This is a genomic window from Frischella perrara (genome assembly GCF_000807275.1).
GTDB lineage: Bacteria > Pseudomonadota > Gammaproteobacteria > Enterobacterales > Orbaceae > Frischella > Frischella perrara.
In genome coordinates, this window is record NZ_CP009056.1 from 701,144 (window position 1) to 717,677 (window position 16,534).

The window sequence follows — 16,534 nt, forward strand, 5'->3', positions numbered from 1 at the left end:
CATTTCTTTAGCATTGAATATCGTTGCAATAAAAAAGATAAGTTGAGATCCAACATCAAGTTCTATCATTTGGTGAAGATCTTTTAAAGATAAGAATTAAATGCACAACAGAGGGCTAAGTATCGTTTTATTAAATATGGATAAACAAAAATTGATAACTAAATGTAGTTAGCTTTTAATTTATCCTTATTGCATAATGTTGTGCATCTACAGTGTATCAATAGTATTATTCACTATATCGTATCGCTATTACAGTATAGTAAACTCGACCATTTGGTGTCATAACAGCGATTTCATCATCTACTTTGTGCCCAATTAAACTGCGGGCTACAGGGCTATCAATTGATATCCAATTTTTTTTCGGATTGAATTCATCGGCACCAACAATGCGATAAACTTTTTCATTCCCATCTTCATCTTCTAAGGTTACCCATGCTCCAAAGAAGATTTTACCTTCTTGCATTGGGCTAGGATCGACAATAGTCAGTACATCTAAACGTTTAGATAAAAATCGTACTCGACGATCGATTTCTCTTAAGCGTTTTTTACCATATATATATTCTGCATTTTCACTACGATCGCCCATTGCTGCAGCTTCGGACACGGCTTGAGTAACTTTTGGACGTTCTTCCTTCCAAAGATATTTTAATTCACGATCGAGTGCCAAATAGCCCTCTCTTGTTATATAATGACTCCTAACCATAGCTAAATCACAACCTATTGATTTTATTTAATAAAAAATTAAGACTAGCATATTATGATAAATACGCAAATTAGCCATATTATAGCGGGTGAACTAACCGTAAAACCAGAACAAGTTTTATCAGCCATAACTTTATTAGATGAAGGGAGTACAGTTCCTTTTATTGCTCGTTACCGCAAAGAGGTGACAGGTGGGCTTGACGATACACAATTACGTACATTAGATAGTCGTTTAAGCTATTTACGCGAATTAAATGATCGTAAACAAACGATCTTAAAATCAATCGCTGAGCAAGGTAAATTAACACCAGAATTAGAACAATCTATTAGTAATACCTTAAATAAGACAGAGTTAGAGGATCTCTATTTACCTTATAAACCAAAACGACGTACGCGTGGACAAATCGCTATTGAAGCGGGTTTAGAGCCATTGGCAGATACATTATGGCAACAACCTAACGTAGATCCTGAAATAGAAGCTTCCCAATATATCAATCAAGATAAAAATGTACTAGATAGCAAATCAGCCTTAGATGGCGCGCGATATATTTTAATGGAACGGTTTGCCGAAGATGCCGCATTATTGGCGAAAATTCGCCATTATTTATGGCATAATGCCCATTTAGTTTCCCAAGTTAATGCAGGAAAAGAAGAGGAAGGGGCTAAATTTAGAGATTATTTTGATCATCATGAATTAATCTCAAAAGTACCTTCACATCGAGCATTAGCAATGTTCCGTGGTCGTAATGAAGGATTTTTACAACTGTCTTTAAATGCCGATCCGCTTTCCGAAGAACCGCCTAAAGAGAGTTATTGTGAACAGATTATCATTGAACATCTTAATATTCATTTCAATGATCAACCAGCAGATAAATGGCGCAAAGCTGTCATTAATTGGACATGGCGAATTAAGATTCTTATGCACATGGAAACGGATTTAATGACTACGTTAAGAGAACGTGCGGAAGAAGAAGCGATTAATGTGTTTGCTGCTAATTTGCATGATATGTTAATGGCAGCACCAGCAGGCATGAAAGTCACAATGGGCATGGATCCAGGTTTACGTACGGGAGTGAAAATTGCGGTGGTTGATGCAACAGGTAAACTTGTTGCGACTGAGACAATTTACCCACATACTGGGCAGGCAGACAAAGCTGCCATGATAGTTGCAGCGCTTTGCCTTAAATATCAAGTACAGTTAGTTGCAATTGGTAATGGAACTGCTTCACGTGAAACGGAGCGTTTTTATCTTGATATACAAAAACGCTACCCAGAAGTAAAAGCCCAGAAAGTAATTGTAAGTGAAGCAGGTGCCTCGGTATATTCAGCATCCGAACTTGCTGCGCAGGAATTTCCCGATTTGGATGTATCGTTGCGTGGGGCAGTTTCAATCGCACGCCGATTGCAAGATCCATTAGCCGAATTGGTTAAAATCGATCCTAAATCAATTGGTGTGGGTCAATATCAACATGATGTAAGTCAAACACAATTGGCAAAGAAACTCGATGCGGTTGTTGAAGATGGTGTTAATGCCGTAGGTGTTAATTTAAATACGGCCTCTGTGATGTTATTAGCACGTATTGCGGGATTAAATAAGGTGATTGCCCAAAATATTGTGGACTATCGTAATGACAATGGCCAATTTATTGATCGTAAACAGCTATTAAAAGTGTCACGTTTAGGACCGAAAGCGTTTGAACAATGTGCTGGATTTTTGCGTATTATGGATGGTAAGAATCCGCTTGATGCTTCGGCAGTGCATCCTGAAGCATATCCCGTTGTAGAAAAAATATTAACCGCAGTCAATAAGCCATTGAAAGATGTTATGGGCGATAGTGCTTTATTACGTTCTTTAAAGGTCAATGATTTTACTGATGAGCATTTCGGTGTGCCTACGGTGACCGATATCATTAAAGAATTGGACAAACCCGGACGTGATCCGCGACCTGAATTTAAAACTGCACAATTTACTGAAAATGTCGAAACCATGAATGATCTGAAAATTGGAATGATTATGGAAGGTGCGGTAACAAATGTAACGAATTTTGGTGCATTCGTTGATATTGGGGTACATCAAGATGGTTTAGTACATATTTCTGCTTTATCTGATCAATTCGTAGAAGACCCTCGCACTGTTGTGAAAACAGGTGATATTGTAAAAGTAAAAGTGATTGAGGTTGATATTGCACGTAAACGAATTGCATTATCTATGCGATTAAATGATCAGACTGGAAATGCCAATAAAGCGAGTGATCAGCCACGCAAAAAGTCGCAATCTAATCCAACGAAAGCATCACTCGTTACCAATAATGCTATGGGTAATGCGTTTGCGGCGGCGTTTAAGAAAAAATAATAAGGCTGGAATATGAACTATCCAATTCCCAATACATTTCGCTTACCTGTTTATGCTAAATCGGTGATTACAGTTGCTAGCATTGAACAATTATTAGCAAGTTATCATGAGGCGCAAGCGAAAGGATTACCCATACTGGTTTTAGGTCAAGGCAGTAATACGTTATTTACCGAAAACTTTGCCGGTATGGTGATTATTAATCGCATTACTGGCATAACTATTAATGAAATGCCTGATGCATGGTTTTTGAGCGTCGGTGCAGGTGAAATTTGGCATCAACTCGTTAAGTTAACGATTGAGCAGGGTATGCCAGGTTTAGAAAATCTGGCATTGATTCCGGGTTGTGTTGGTTCAGCAGCAATCCAAAATATTGGCGCTTATGGCGTTGAATTTAAGAATGTCGCTGATTACGTGGATTTGCTTGAACTTGATAGCGGTCATATCATTCGAGTAACCGATGGTGAATATGGCTATCGTGATAGTATCTTTAAATCACGCTATCTTAAGGGTTATGTGGTTGTAAAAGTGGGAATAAAGCTCGCTAAACAATGGCAACCGATTATTAATTATGGTGAACTTGCCCAATTTGATCCAAATGCCGTAAATGCTAAGTTGATTTTCGATAAAGTCTGTGCCATTCGTTTGGCTAAGCTACCTAATCCTGAAGTTTTAGGTAATGGTGGTAGCTTCTTTAAAAATCCTGTTGTATCACAATTACAGGCTGAGGTTCTTTTACAGCAGTATCCGAATATGCCTTGTTATCCGCAAAGTAATGGACAGGTAAAATTAGCAGCGGGTTGGTTGATTGATCAATGCGGTTTGAAAGGTTATCAATTAGGGGGGGCGGCGGTACATGATAAACAGGCGTTAGTCTTAGTAAATAAGCAGCATGCCACATCGCAAGATGTCATTAATTTAGCCCGTTTTATTAAACATGCCGTTCAACATAAATTTGACGTGATGTTATCACCAGAAATTCGTTTTATTGGTGCCACAGCAGAAATCAATGCTGATCAATCGTTGTCTCAATAACTAGAACGAACTTATGCCAATCAATGCTATGCGACATTTTCGCACTATGATTGGCATTAATAATTATGCATTTTTTATATTAGAGATATCTATATGGTTCATCGTTCTTACTCATTTCCAATATTGTTGGTTAGTTTATTATTTGTCACTATTTCTTTATCGACTCTAAATACTCAAGTTCCCCTTTGGTTGAAGCATAATGAGTTTTCTTTGTTTCAAATTGGTTTAGTTGGTTCGAGTTATTTTGTAGGAAATTTAGTCGGAACATTCATTGCTAATTGGCTTATCAGTAAATTTAATACTAGAAAAACATATAGTTATGTTTGTTTAATCTTTGCTTTAGCCACTTTAGGCTTAAGTTTATCAATGGACGCTTATAGTTGGTCATTTTGGCGATTCCTTATTGGTGTGGCATGTGCGGTGACTTGGGTAATTGTTGAAAGTTGTATTTTAGTCACAGGAAGCGCACATAATCGTGGTAAAATGTTAGCCATTTACATGACTACCTACTATTTAGGTACCGTTTTTGGTCAAGCATTATTACGTTATTTTCCTAAAGACGTGCTTTATTTTGGTTTAGTTATTGCCACCCTAATGGCGTTAGCTATTTTTTTCATTTTACTTACGCACTATAAATTACCGAAAAAGAAAAAGAGTAGTTTTAATTTGATGCCGATGTTGTTGTATAAACCTGCGCGGTTAGGATTAATGGGATGTGTGGTTGCCGGTATGATCATTGGTTCTATTTACTCACTTTTACCTGCTTACTATTCTTATTTAAATTATGATGATAGTGCGGTAGCAAACTGGATAATTTTATTGATTTTATCCGGTGTAGTTGCCCAAATTCCGATGGGGTGGTTTGCTGATAGATATGGTAAATTGCGATTGTTATTCGCTGAAATGATCATTGCCATTTTTGCTTGTCTATTATTGATTACTCATCAATTTACCATTTTTGCCACAATATTATTTGGAGCGACGATTTATACTGTATACCCAATCTCTATGGCTTGGGCGTGTCAGACAGTAAGAAAACAAGATATTGTTACAATGAATCAAACAATGTTATTAGTGAATACTATAGGTAGCTTAATAGCGCCAGCCATTATTGCTTTGGTAATGGATATCGGAGGAATTCACTACTTGTTTATTAGCTTTGTAGTGATTTCAATGTATTATGCCGCGTTGCTGGCAAAGGATTTATTCATAAATAAACGGAGTAAAGATGCGCGATCTATCTAATCCTCTTAAACTAATTGAGTTATTAGCTAATGGAGAGTTTCATTCAGGCGAAGCGTTAGCGAGTCAATTTGGTATGACTCGGGCAGGTATAAATAAATATATTAAGTTAATCAGACAATGGGGATTAGATATTATCTCTGTACAAGGGCGGGGTTATCAATTAGCGCAACCGCTTGATCTTCTGAATATCAGTAAAATTAAACAACATTATCCATCCATTGAACCGTTAGATTTAGAAGTATTACCCATTATTGATTCAACAAATCAATACTTATTAAGTAAATTAGACACATTGCCGTCGGGATATGCGTGTGTAGCAGAGTATCAGCAAGCAGGTCGAGGGCGTCGTGGGCGGCAATGGTTTTCTCCTTTTGGTAGCAATCTTTATTTTTCTCTTTACTGGCGTTTAGAACAAGGTCCTGCTGCTGCAATGGGATTAAGTCTTGCTGTTGGAATCGTCGTTGCAAAAGTACTTCGCCAATTATCCGGTCAACAGATAAAAGTAAAATGGCCAAATGATCTTTATTTGAACGATAAGAAATTAGCGGGAATATTAGTTGAAATTGCTGGTAAAACGGGCGATGTTGCCCATGTTGTGATTGGTATGGGAATTAATTTAGCCATGCATAATCCTGATCACCAGATTGTTAACCAAGCATGGGAAAATCTAGGTCATATAGATCGTAACCTATTAGTTGCCACATTATTGCAACAATTACGCGAAGCAATGATTTGTTTTGAACAACAGGGATTAAGCGCCTTTATTGAACAATGGCAGTCATTAGATAACTTTAATAACCGTGCGGTAAAATTATTGATTGGGGATAAGGTTATTCACGGCATAGCCAAAGGTATCAATCAACAAGGAGCTTTATTACTTGAACAAGATGGTCAAATTACACCTTATATTGGTGGCGAAATTTCTTTACGGGCGGATGATTAACGCATGTAAAACAAAGCCTTTGGATATTTATAATAAGTGTTTACCGCCTTTAAAATTTGAGTATTAATGTATGATAATGCCATTTGCTCTTTATCAGAGGATCAATGGCTTTTTAAGAGGTATTATTGGGATCAAATAAAATAACTATCTTAAAGCTGTTAATATTGTCAAATTCATTTCATTAATTAAATCATGGTGCTCTACACGATCTTTTCAGTAAGCAAATAATGAATTATTTTGGTAGCTTTTTAAGCTATTAAAGAGAGGAAATAAAAAATGCTAAACATTGATAATGCAACCTATAAAATAAGCGATTTCAAAACATTTTGTATCCCGCACTTAGTCATTAATCCTAATGAAAGCTGGGCTTTTGTAGGTAGTAATGGTAGTGGCAAATCAACGCTAGTCCGCGCGTTGGCTAATGAGCAACAAATATTAAAAGGTAGAGCAGATAATTTTTTTAACAAGATTGAACATATTTCATTTGAACAATTACAGAAAATTGTTGAACAAGAATGGAATCGAAACAATACCGATATGCTAAGTGAAGGGGAGGATGATACAGGTCTAACCGTCGAGCAAATGATCCAAGAAAAAGTCACGAATACAGCATTATGTTTAAAATTAGCCCAGCAATTTGGTATCGCGCATTTGTTAGAACAACGTTTTAAATACCTATCTACAGGTGAAACACGTAAAACCTTACTGTGCCGAATTTTAATGTCAGAACCCGATCTTTTGATTTTAGATGAACCGTTTGATGGATTGGATGTACAATCTCGGCATCAATTAGCCGAACTATTAGCATCCTTATCACAGCAGGGATTAACCTTGATTTTAGTGCTTAATCGAATTAATGATATCCCCAATTTTGTGGAAAAAGTTGGATTATTAGTAGAATGTCAATTAGTAAAAACTGGATCTCGAGAGGCAATTCTACATGATGAAGTGGTTAGTGCGTTATCAAATATTGAATCCTCATATGATGAACATTTACCTGAACCGGATGAATCCCCTACAGTACTAGCCGATGATTTACCGCGAGTGATTTTAAATAATTGTCATATTCAATATGGTGATCGTGTAATTATCGATGGATTAAGTTGGCAAGTGAATGCCGGTGAGCATTGGCAAATAGTTGGACCTAATGGGGCGGGTAAATCAACATTATTAAGTTTGATCACAGGTGATCATCCACAAGGTTACAGTAATGATCTTACCTTGTTTGGTTATCGGCGCGGCAGTGGTGAGACAATTTGGGATATTAAAAAGCATATTGGTTATGTTAGTAGTAGTTTACATATGGATTATCGGGTCAGTGCAAGTGTAAAAAATGTGTTACTTTCTGGCTATTTTGATTCAATTGGTGTATATAACGCAACCAGTGATAAACAACACAAGCTCGCTGACGAGTGGTTAAAGTTATTAAATCTGACCTCACATGCTAATCAACCGTTTCAAACCCTATCATGGGGACAACAACGATTAGTTTTGATTGCTCGTGCATTAGTTAAACATCCTACATTGTTGATCTTAGATGAGCCGTTGCAAGGGTTAGATCAATTAAATCGCGAATTAGTAAAACGATGGATTGACCTATTAATTCAATCCGGAAATAGTCAATTAATGTTCGTTTCACATCATGTTGAAGATGCACCAAATTGTATTACTAATCGCTTAACTTTCGAGCAAATGGATCAAAATCATTATCATTATCGATTTGATCAATTGTAGTACATTTGATCTATGCTATTGATCAGACAATTATAAATAGATAAAAAGATATAAAAATTAAATACTTACGAAAATATTTTTTTAATCATGAGGCTTGTGAGTCTTGAAAATACAGTGTTTGCCCTTATTTATAATTTTATCCCCTTAGTCTGTGGATAACTCTGTGAACAGATTATTGATAAGCACGCTAACCTATAGAAATTGTTAGCTTTGCGTTAGGTTGTTTAGAATCTAGGCACAAAATAAAAACTATAAATAAATCAAATAGTTATAATAAATCAAGAGGTGAGTTAACGGTTTATTTAACTTAATTTTTAAATTTTTCACACATATATAAGGAAATTAAAAAGGTCAAGTCCTTTTGGGGATAATTTTTATTAATAGGTTTTATTGATATTAAATTAAGGTAAACAATATGCGAGATTTTAAATTGTGTTCTGATTTTAAACCGGCAGGTGATCAACCAGAGGCAATTAAAAGGTTAAATCAAAATTTAGAGGATGGAATAGCTCATCAAACATTATTGGGAGTAACAGGATCCGGTAAAACGTTCACAATGGCAAACGTGATCGCAACTCATAATCGTCCAACCGTGATCCTTGCGCCAAATAAAACGCTTGCTGCTCAATTATATGGGGAGATGAAGGCTTTCTTTCCTGAAAATGCGGTTGAGTATTTCGTATCATATTATGATTATTATCAGCCAGAATCCTATGTTCCTAGCACGGATACCTTTATTGAGAAAGATTCATCAATTAATGAGCATATAGAGCAGATGAGATTATCGGCAACCCGATCATTATTGGAAAGACGCGATGTTGTGATCGTTGCCTCCGTGTCGGCAATCTATGGTTTAGGGGCACCAGAAACCTATATGGCGATGATCTTACATCTTTCTAAAGGAACGATTACCGATCAACGTGCGATTTTGAATCGTTTGGCTGATATGCAATATAAACGCAATGATATGGGATTTAGCCGGGGTACGTTTCGGGTTAGAGGCGATGTTATTGATATTTTTCCGGCTGATTCAGACACACTCGCGGTTCGAGTTGAATTATTTGATGATGAAGTGGAAAGAATCGCTTTATTTGATCCATTGACGGGAAGTATTGTGAGTGAGTTACCACGGATAACGGTGCATCCAAAAACTCATTATGCTACGCCAAGAAATATTTTAGATAATGCAGTTGCTGAAATTAAGCAAGAACTGCTCGAACGACAGAAGATCTTATTGTCTGAAAATCGTTTACTTGAAGAACAGCGTTTAACCCAACGTACCTTGTTTGATATTGAGATGATGACAGAACTAGGCTATTGTTCAGGTATTGAGAACTATTCTCGATATTTAGCACAGCGTAAAGCAGGGGAACCTCCGGCGACGTTATTTGATTATTTACCTGCCGATGGCTTGCTGTTTATTGATGAATCACATGTGGGTATTCCACAGTTAGGGGCGATGTATAACGGCGATCGTTCGCGTAAGCTTACATTAGTCGATTATGGGTTTCGTTTGCCATCGGCATTAGATAATCGACCATTGAAGTTTACCGAGTTTGAAAAAATTATGCCCCAAACTATTTATGTTTCGGCAACACCGGGTAAATATGAACTAGAAAAATCGGGTTCTGAAGTTATTGATCAGGTTGTTAGACCGACCGGTTTACTTGATCCGATTATTGAAGTGCGACCCGTCGCTACTCAGGTTGATGATCTGTTATCAGAAATTAAGCAACGAATTGCAAAACAAGAACGGGTATTAGTTACAACGTTGACAAAGAAAATGGCAGAAAACTTAACGGATTATTTATCTGAACATAATGTAAAGGTGAAATATTTGCATTCAGATATTAATACTGTTGAACGAATGGAAATTATTCGTGACTTAAGATTGGGGGAAGTTGATGTTTTAGTGGGTATCAACTTATTACGTGAAGGTTTGGATATCCCTGAAGTGTCTTTAGTTGCAATTTTAGATGCCGATAGAGAAGGTTTTTTACGTTCTACTAGCTCATTGATTCAAACAGTGGGAAGGGCTGCGCGTAATCAATATGGAAAAGCTATTTTATATGCTGATAAAATTACGCCTGCAATGCAAAAAACGATGGATGAAACCGCGCGACGTCGCAAAAAACAGGAAGATTTTAATACTGAACATGGTATAACACCGACTTCAGTCAAGAAAGATATATTTGATATATTAGAAGCAGGATTAAGTACTAAAAAGTCAACCAGTAAAATTAAAGAGTTTGAACCAGGCAAAAATTATGAGCATATGTCAGTTAAAGACGTTCAAGCTCGTATAAATGAACTTGAGGCTATGATGTACGAAGCTGCTAAGAATCTTGAATTTGAGCGTGCTGGTGTATTGAGGGATGAGATAAAGCAGTTAAGAAGTAGTTTTATAAGTTTGTCCTAAATCTTATAAAACGATTATTCATAGCGATGGATTGATTAACTGACGGCGAAATATTTCGCCGTCTTTTTTATTCAAATTAATCTATAGTTGTCATGTTTAATTGTTTTAATAGTTGTTTTAAAGCTTGTCCTCGATGTGAGATTTGGCTTTTTTGTTCATGACTGAGTTCAGCTGCTGAACAATCTAATTCGGGTATATAAAATATAGGATCATATCCAAAACCGCCTTCACCTCGTTGCCTATGTAGAATTTTACCATGCCATTTCCCTAAGCAGATTAATGGTGTCGGATCATCAGCATGACGCATAAAAACTAATGCACAATAGAAATAAGCATGACGTTTTTCATCTGGTACATTTTTTAATTCTGATAATAGTTTATCGATATTCTGTTGATCGTTACCATGCTCACCTGCATAGCGAGCAGAGTAGATCCCTGGTGCTCCTCCCAACACATCAACAGCTAGCCCAGAATCATCGGCAATTGCCGGCAATCCTGTTATTTTGGCAGTATGACGCGCCTTGAGGATGGCATTTTCTATAAATGTTAATCCCGTTTCGTCAGCATCGGGAACATTAAATTCACTTTGAGCAATTATTTTATATCCAGAACCGGTAAGTATCTCTTGTAACTCTCTGACTTTACCTTGATTGTTTGTCCCGAGAACAATTGTTTTCATTGAAAATTCCTATATTAATGGTTTAAAAATCCGGTTCACAAGTAAAAGTCATACTTTCACCTGTTTTAGGATGGTTAATAGTTAACATTTGTGCGTGAAGGAGTAATCGTTTAGCCATCGCAAAGGCTTCTGGATTTGCATAAAATTTGTCACCTAAAATAGGATGTCCAAGGGCTTGCATATGAACACGCAATTGATGTGAACGGCCAGTATAAGGAAGAAGTTCAACACGAGTCGTATTATCTTCATGACGACTGATAACATGATAATGGGTCAAGGCTGATTTTCCATTTATATAATCTACCATTTGTCGCGGACGATTGGGCCAGTCACAGATTAAGGGAATGTCAATTTCACCACTATCTTGTGCTAAATGTCCCCAAACTTTAGCAATATAACGTTTTTTGGGGATGCGTTCACGGAACTGTTTCTTTATTTCTCGATCGGCCAACTTAGACAAAGCAGCAACCATAATACCGCTAGTTGCCATATCTAAGCGATGTACCGATTCGACATAACTAAATTTTTGTTGTAAACGATAGATGATACTATCTTGAAATTGAGGCTTATTACCGGAAACCGATAAAATCCCCGATTGTTTATTTACAACAACAATATGATCATCTTGATATAAGATCGATAACCACGGTTCAGTAGGAGGGAAGTATTCCAACAACATTTTTATCACTTACTAACTAAAATTTGGCATATTTTAGCAAAATAATTGTGAAAAATCGCTTTTATTTCCGCCACGTTGTGTTGGGTGATGATTCATTAACAACTTGAGAAACCAACACTAATACTGCCATAATCAGATATGATCCAAAAATAATGATCATCCATTGAGATAAATCAATGGTTAAGAAAGTCCATGATCTTGAAGCACATGCAATATCTGCTGCTCCGAAAAAACTAGGAATCCACTCATCCAATGGTAAAAAACCAGGATAAGATACAGTGAAAGAGCAACGATCATTGATACTTGGTGCGAATTGTAAACGGGCTTGCAGATAGGCTACATCAAAACCTTTATAAGCACTTAATCCCCAAATAAAAATTGCAACATAACGAGATAAATTATGCCGACATCCAAAGAAGCCAATTATTGCAGCAAATAAAATACCAATTAAGGCGAGACGTTGATAAATGCATAGTGATGTTGGGGAATAATGTAGACGGTGTTGAACATATAAAGCACCCACTTCAAAAAAAATTACTGTTGAGATCAAAAGATACCAAGTAACTTTTCCTTTTGATAATTGGTTTAATAAATTGAACATACTATTTTATTTTCCCGTTATTCGTTATAATTATTAAGAAAACTATAATTCCAATTTTAAGAAACTAGTGTAATTATATTTTAAAACAAAGTAAATTAATTTTTTGTGGGATATACAGTTACTTATGAAATGTTCAGATTCAGATCTTCAGCCACAGGTTCAATTCGTTGCTATTACAAGAGAAAATGAAGGTCAGCGAATTGATAATTTTCTTGTCACATACTTAAAAGGTGTACCAAAAAGTATGATATACCGTATTTTACGTAAAGGTGAAGTACGCGTTAACAAGAAACGGATCAAACCAGAATACAAATTAAAAGCGCAGGATCAATTGAGAATTCCGCCAGTGCGCGTGAGTGAGAAAGCTGAAACGAATCTTTCCCCTAAATTACAAAAGGTCGCTAATTTAGAAAAAGCGATTATTTATGAAGATGATGAGTTACTGGTTATTAATAAACCCTCTGGCATAGCGGTACACGGTGGGAGTGGTTTAAGTTTTGGCGTTATTGAAGCTTTTCGTACGCTTAGACCTCAAGCAAAATTTTTAGAGTTAGTGCATCGAATTGACCGTGATACCTCAGGGATCTTAATCATCGCTAAAAAACGTTCAGCATTAAAATCGTTACATGAACAATTACGTTTAAAGCAGATGCAAAAAGATTATCTCGCGCTGACTAAAGGCGATTGGCCATCAAAGTGTAAAGTAGTGCAAGCGCCTTTATTCAAAAATCATTTAAAGAGTGGTGAACGTGTTGTAAAAGTGAGTCAAGAGGGTAAACCGTCAGAAACACGTTTTAAAGTTGAGGAGCGTTTTGGTTTTGCAACTTTAATCAAGGCTAGCCCCGTTACAGGAAGAACCCACCAAATTCGAGTTCATACTCAATACACTGATCATCCGATTGCGTTTGATGATCGATATGGTGATAAGGTTTTTGATGAGCAATTGTTGGATACGGGGTTAAATCGGTTATTTTTGCACGCAAGTCATGTGCAATTTGTCCATCCTAAGACATCACAAGTGATGCAATTGACGGCACCGTTAGATTCAACACTAGAACATTGCTTAGTCGTTTTAAGAGCAAATAAACTGAAGTAAAAATGTTTAGATAAGATTTAGCACGATCAATAATTGATGAATTTCAAGATATTAAAAGGATACAATATGAAAAACTTAAATTTATATCTAATTAGGCATGGACAAACAGAATGGAATATTGCCGATAGAATGCAAGGTATACAAAATTCACCGTTAACAGAAAAAGGGGTTTTAGGTGCTAAAATAACCGGTGAATATTTAAAAAATACCCCATTTATTCAAGCTTATTCTAGTCCTTTACCACGAGCAATGGATACGCGCGATTACATTTTAGCTGAAAATAATGTTTCTGCTCCAACTGCGACATTAGCCGGTTTAAGTGAAATGGATTTTGGTGCTTGGGAAGGTCAACATGTTCCTGAATTAGTCAAATTAGATGAATTTCAGCAATATCTTAAGGATCCTGAAAATTATCAAGGAAAAACTAATCAAGGAGAGAAATATCTTGATGTGTTGAATCGAATGCAACGCAGTTTAGATGAAATTGTTAAAAATGCACCGGCAGATAATGGAAATATCCTAATTGTTTCTCATGCAACGGCACTGCGTATTTTATTATGTGTATTAAATGGGGGAGACTGGCGTAAACATCGTGATGATAACTATTTCCCGCGTATTTTAAATACGAGTATTAGTTTAGTTAATTATCAAGGTAATGGTGATGAAGGGACTTATACCGTTAAATATTTCAATGATGTGAATCATATTCCCGATTAATTTTAGATATTTGTAAAATTAAAGATAAAAGGTGCCAAATGGCACCTTTCTGTTTTATAAGGAAATAAATTAATCATATTTATTCGATTAATTAAAATGTAACCACATGGTGGAAATTGGCATTACTAGAAAAAGAGAAACCAACATATTAGCAATTGGGAATGATTTAATATTACAGATCCTTAATCCTGTAGCTAACATTAGAATGCCACCACAAGCAGAGAAATCAGCAAACATAGTATTTGAAATAAGCGGTTGAATTATCGTAGCAAGATAAAAGAGGATTGCTTGAATCAATAACTGTGGAATAGCTATTAGTGAAACTGCATAACCTAAAGTTATGGCAAAGATGATTGCTGTAAATAAATCTAAAAGCGCTTTAGCAATTAACAAGGATGGATCACCAATAATTCCTTCGGTTAGCGCACCAAAAATTCCCATGCCACTCGCGCAAAATAATACGACTAATGCAACATATTTCTGAATAAAATCTTCATGCGAAGTAAGTAGCGGTTGTTTGGCATTTGGTTTGTCAAAAAAGTAACGTAATTTAGTAGAGAGCTTCTCAATACCGTGTTCAAGTTGTAATAATTCCCCAATCAAAGAACCGAGTAATAAAGCTAACACTACCGCAGGTATTGTCTGTAATTTAGTTATGAGAACTACACCAATCCCCATTGCGGCACAACCAAAAGTCATTGGCAGAGCTTGACGTACACGTGCAGGTAGATATTTACCTAATGAAGCACCGATAATGCCGCCGAAAATAATAGCAGCGCTGTTAATAACTGGACCTAACATCATTTTTATTTACTCTATCGATTTTAACGTTGATAAACGGCGTAGCGTTTTTGTAGTTGTTCTATTTCACTAATACGTGCATTTATTCGCGCACTATTCATTTTATTGTTTTGAGAAATGTTTTTCGCATTTTGTAATAGTCGTATAGCTTGATCAAATTGACCTTGTAAGGCGAGAATTTCAGCTCTGCTAGACATCTCTTGAGCACGCTGGCGTTGTCCTTTGTAAGCTAATTCGAGTAATTCCCAACCGACAATATCTTGACTGTTTTGTAATGTGTAGCGATGTAATAAGCTAATTGCCTTAACATTTTGCTTATCTTGAATATAACAATTTGCCAAGTTAATTTGTAATGAATGGCTTTGTGGATTGCTTTTTATGGCTTTTAAAATGCGATCAATTGCCACAGCATTATTGTTAGTGGCTAGATCAATATCAGTCATCAAATCAATAAACCATGTATTATTCGGATCACTATTTAGTAACGGTTGTAGTTTGTTACGTGCACTGGTTAGATTATCGTTTTTATAATTAATTAAAGCATCAGCGTAAATTGTTGCAATACGCGTTTGGGGGTTATTAATTTTACCATAGTCTTTTAATAATAATTGCGTTGCGTTTTTATTATGCCCTAGCATAATGACGAGACGAGCTTTAGCTAAATAATAGCTTAATGATGAATTAATGTTTTTAGGCGGAATTTGATTAGAACGATTACGCATATCTGCTAACCGGCTATCAGGTAATGGGTGAGTTAATAAAATCTCTGGCGCTTTAGACATAAAGCGTGTTTCATCAGATAACTTTTGTAAGAAATCGGCTGATGCATGCGGATCAAAACCGGCACGAGTCAGTGTTCGAATACCTACACGATCCGCTTCTTGTTCATTACTTTGAGTAAAACTAATTTGGCTTTGTGCGGAACCAGCCATGGTACCTGTTATGGCAGCTATACCTGCTTCAGGATTGGCTAATGCTAATAATATAGAGCCAAGCGTTGCTCCCCAAACATAGGGACTATTTTGGTTACGCGCTTCCATCGCTCTTGCTAAATGGCGTTGAGTTACGTGGCCAATTTCATGTGCAATAACGGAAGCTAATTCGCTTTCTGTATCGGTGTTGGCAATGAGCTTGGAGTGAATAACCACATTCCCCCCAAAATAAGCAAAGGCGTTAAGAACGTTGCTTCGCATAATGTAAAAGTGAAAAGGGGTTTGTACGGAATCCGCTTTAGCTACCAATCGATTTCCAAGTTGATTGATGTATTCATTTAACATGGGATCATCAATGATCGGTGCACTGCCTTGCAACATTCGAGTATAGTAATCACCCATTTCAATTTCTTGACCGATGCTTAAAGTGGCAACAGCCGCGGTACCAATATTAGGTAAATTGATATTGTCGGTAGCTGATACAGTTAATGATGATTGCAATGCCATTAGACTTGCCAAGATAAGGATACTAAATTTTTTCATGACGCTAATCTCTACATGATATTGGGTGTAATTTTATACTAAAAATCATCAAAATGCG

Annotated in this window: 14 protein-coding genes; 8 read left to right on the forward strand and 6 right to left on the reverse strand. The window is 36.4% G+C overall.

Going from position 1 to position 16,534, the window contains the following annotated elements; translation table 11 throughout:
- Nucleotides 1-226 precede the first annotated feature (226 nt).
- Nucleotides 227-703 carry a transcription elongation factor GreB gene (greB, locus tag FPB0191_RS03030; RefSeq protein ID WP_039103937.1) on the reverse strand — a complete coding sequence of 159 codons (477 nt, stop codon included), beginning with the start codon at nucleotides 701-703 and terminating at the stop codon, nucleotides 227-229.
- Between the two features lie 54 nt (nucleotides 704-757).
- On the opposite strand from greB, the gene FPB0191_RS03035 reads away from it, so the two are divergent.
- The 6 genes from FPB0191_RS03035 to uvrB all read left to right on the forward strand — a co-directional run bounded on the left by FPB0191_RS03035 (nucleotide 758) and on the right by uvrB (nucleotide 10,428).
- Nucleotides 758-3,055 (forward strand): Tex family protein, encoded by a 2,298-nt coding sequence (locus FPB0191_RS03035; protein ID WP_039103938.1) that lies wholly within the window; start codon nucleotides 758-760, stop codon nucleotides 3,053-3,055.
- Between the two features lie 12 nt (nucleotides 3,056-3,067).
- On the forward strand, nucleotides 3,068-4,087 hold the full coding sequence (gene murB / locus FPB0191_RS03040) for a UDP-N-acetylmuramate dehydrogenase (RefSeq protein ID WP_039103939.1): 1,020 nt from the start codon (nucleotides 3,068-3,070) through the stop codon (nucleotides 4,085-4,087).
- Between the two features lie 93 nt (nucleotides 4,088-4,180).
- On the forward strand, nucleotides 4,181-5,332 hold the full coding sequence (locus FPB0191_RS03045) for an MFS transporter (protein ID WP_039103941.1): 1,152 nt from the start codon (nucleotides 4,181-4,183) through the stop codon (nucleotides 5,330-5,332).
- Nucleotides 5,316-6,275, forward strand: coding sequence for a bifunctional biotin--[acetyl-CoA-carboxylase] ligase/biotin operon repressor BirA (gene birA / locus FPB0191_RS03050; RefSeq protein WP_039103942.1), 960 nt, complete (start codon nucleotides 5,316-5,318; stop codon nucleotides 6,273-6,275). Before FPB0191_RS03045 ends, birA begins: the two co-directional genes overlap by 17 nt.
- Nucleotides 6,276-6,551: 276 nt before the next feature.
- The gene (modF, locus tag FPB0191_RS03055; RefSeq protein WP_039103944.1) at nucleotides 6,552-8,009 is read left to right on the forward strand and encodes a molybdate ABC transporter ATP-binding protein ModF; all 1,458 of its coding nucleotides are present in this window, start codon (nucleotides 6,552-6,554) and stop codon (nucleotides 8,007-8,009) included.
- A 415-nt stretch (nucleotides 8,010-8,424) separates the two neighbouring features.
- Nucleotides 8,425-10,428 carry an excinuclease ABC subunit UvrB gene (uvrB, locus tag FPB0191_RS03060; RefSeq protein ID WP_039103946.1) on the forward strand — a complete coding sequence of 668 codons (2,004 nt, stop codon included), beginning with the start codon at nucleotides 8,425-8,427 and terminating at the stop codon, nucleotides 10,426-10,428.
- Nucleotides 10,429-10,504: 76 nt separating this feature from the next.
- On the opposite strand, the gene FPB0191_RS03065 is transcribed toward uvrB, so the two are convergent.
- The 3 genes from FPB0191_RS03065 to dsbB form a co-directional block, all read right to left on the reverse strand.
- Nucleotides 10,505-11,107: an XTP/dITP diphosphatase gene (locus tag FPB0191_RS03065; RefSeq protein ID WP_039103948.1), complete on the reverse strand. Its 603-nt coding sequence runs from the start codon at nucleotides 11,105-11,107 to the stop codon at nucleotides 10,505-10,507.
- A 22-nt stretch (nucleotides 11,108-11,129) separates the two neighbouring features.
- Nucleotides 11,130-11,786 (reverse strand): bifunctional tRNA pseudouridine(32) synthase/23S rRNA pseudouridine(746) synthase RluA, encoded by a 657-nt coding sequence (gene rluA / locus FPB0191_RS03070; protein WP_039103949.1) that lies wholly within the window; start codon nucleotides 11,784-11,786, stop codon nucleotides 11,130-11,132.
- A 61-nt stretch (nucleotides 11,787-11,847) separates the two neighbouring features.
- Nucleotides 11,848-12,387: a disulfide bond formation protein DsbB gene (gene dsbB / locus FPB0191_RS03075; protein ID WP_052236720.1), complete on the reverse strand. Its 540-nt coding sequence runs from the start codon at nucleotides 12,385-12,387 to the stop codon at nucleotides 11,848-11,850.
- A 124-nt stretch (nucleotides 12,388-12,511) separates the two neighbouring features.
- On the opposite strand from dsbB, the gene rluC reads away from it, so the two are divergent.
- Both rluC and FPB0191_RS03085 read left to right on the forward strand, forming a co-directional pair.
- Nucleotides 12,512-13,483: a 23S rRNA pseudouridine(955/2504/2580) synthase RluC gene (gene rluC, locus FPB0191_RS03080; RefSeq protein WP_039103951.1), complete on the forward strand. Its 972-nt coding sequence runs from the start codon at nucleotides 12,512-12,514 to the stop codon at nucleotides 13,481-13,483.
- A 66-nt stretch (nucleotides 13,484-13,549) separates the two neighbouring features.
- The gene (locus tag FPB0191_RS03085) at nucleotides 13,550-14,200 is read left to right on the forward strand and encodes a histidine phosphatase family protein (protein WP_039103952.1); all 651 of its coding nucleotides are present in this window, start codon (nucleotides 13,550-13,552) and stop codon (nucleotides 14,198-14,200) included.
- Nucleotides 14,201-14,287: 87 nt separating this feature from the next.
- Here the strand turns inward: FPB0191_RS03085 and FPB0191_RS03090 are convergent, their stop codons facing one another.
- Both FPB0191_RS03090 and bepA read right to left on the reverse strand, forming a co-directional pair.
- Entirely contained in the window at nucleotides 14,288-15,004 is a 717-nt protein-coding gene (locus tag FPB0191_RS03090) for a DUF554 domain-containing protein (RefSeq protein ID WP_039103954.1), read from the reverse strand.
- Between the two features lie 20 nt (nucleotides 15,005-15,024).
- The gene (gene bepA / locus FPB0191_RS03095) at nucleotides 15,025-16,476 is read right to left on the reverse strand and encodes a beta-barrel assembly-enhancing protease (RefSeq protein WP_039103956.1); all 1,452 of its coding nucleotides are present in this window, start codon (nucleotides 16,474-16,476) and stop codon (nucleotides 15,025-15,027) included.
- Between the last annotated feature and the right edge of the window lie 58 nt (nucleotides 16,477-16,534).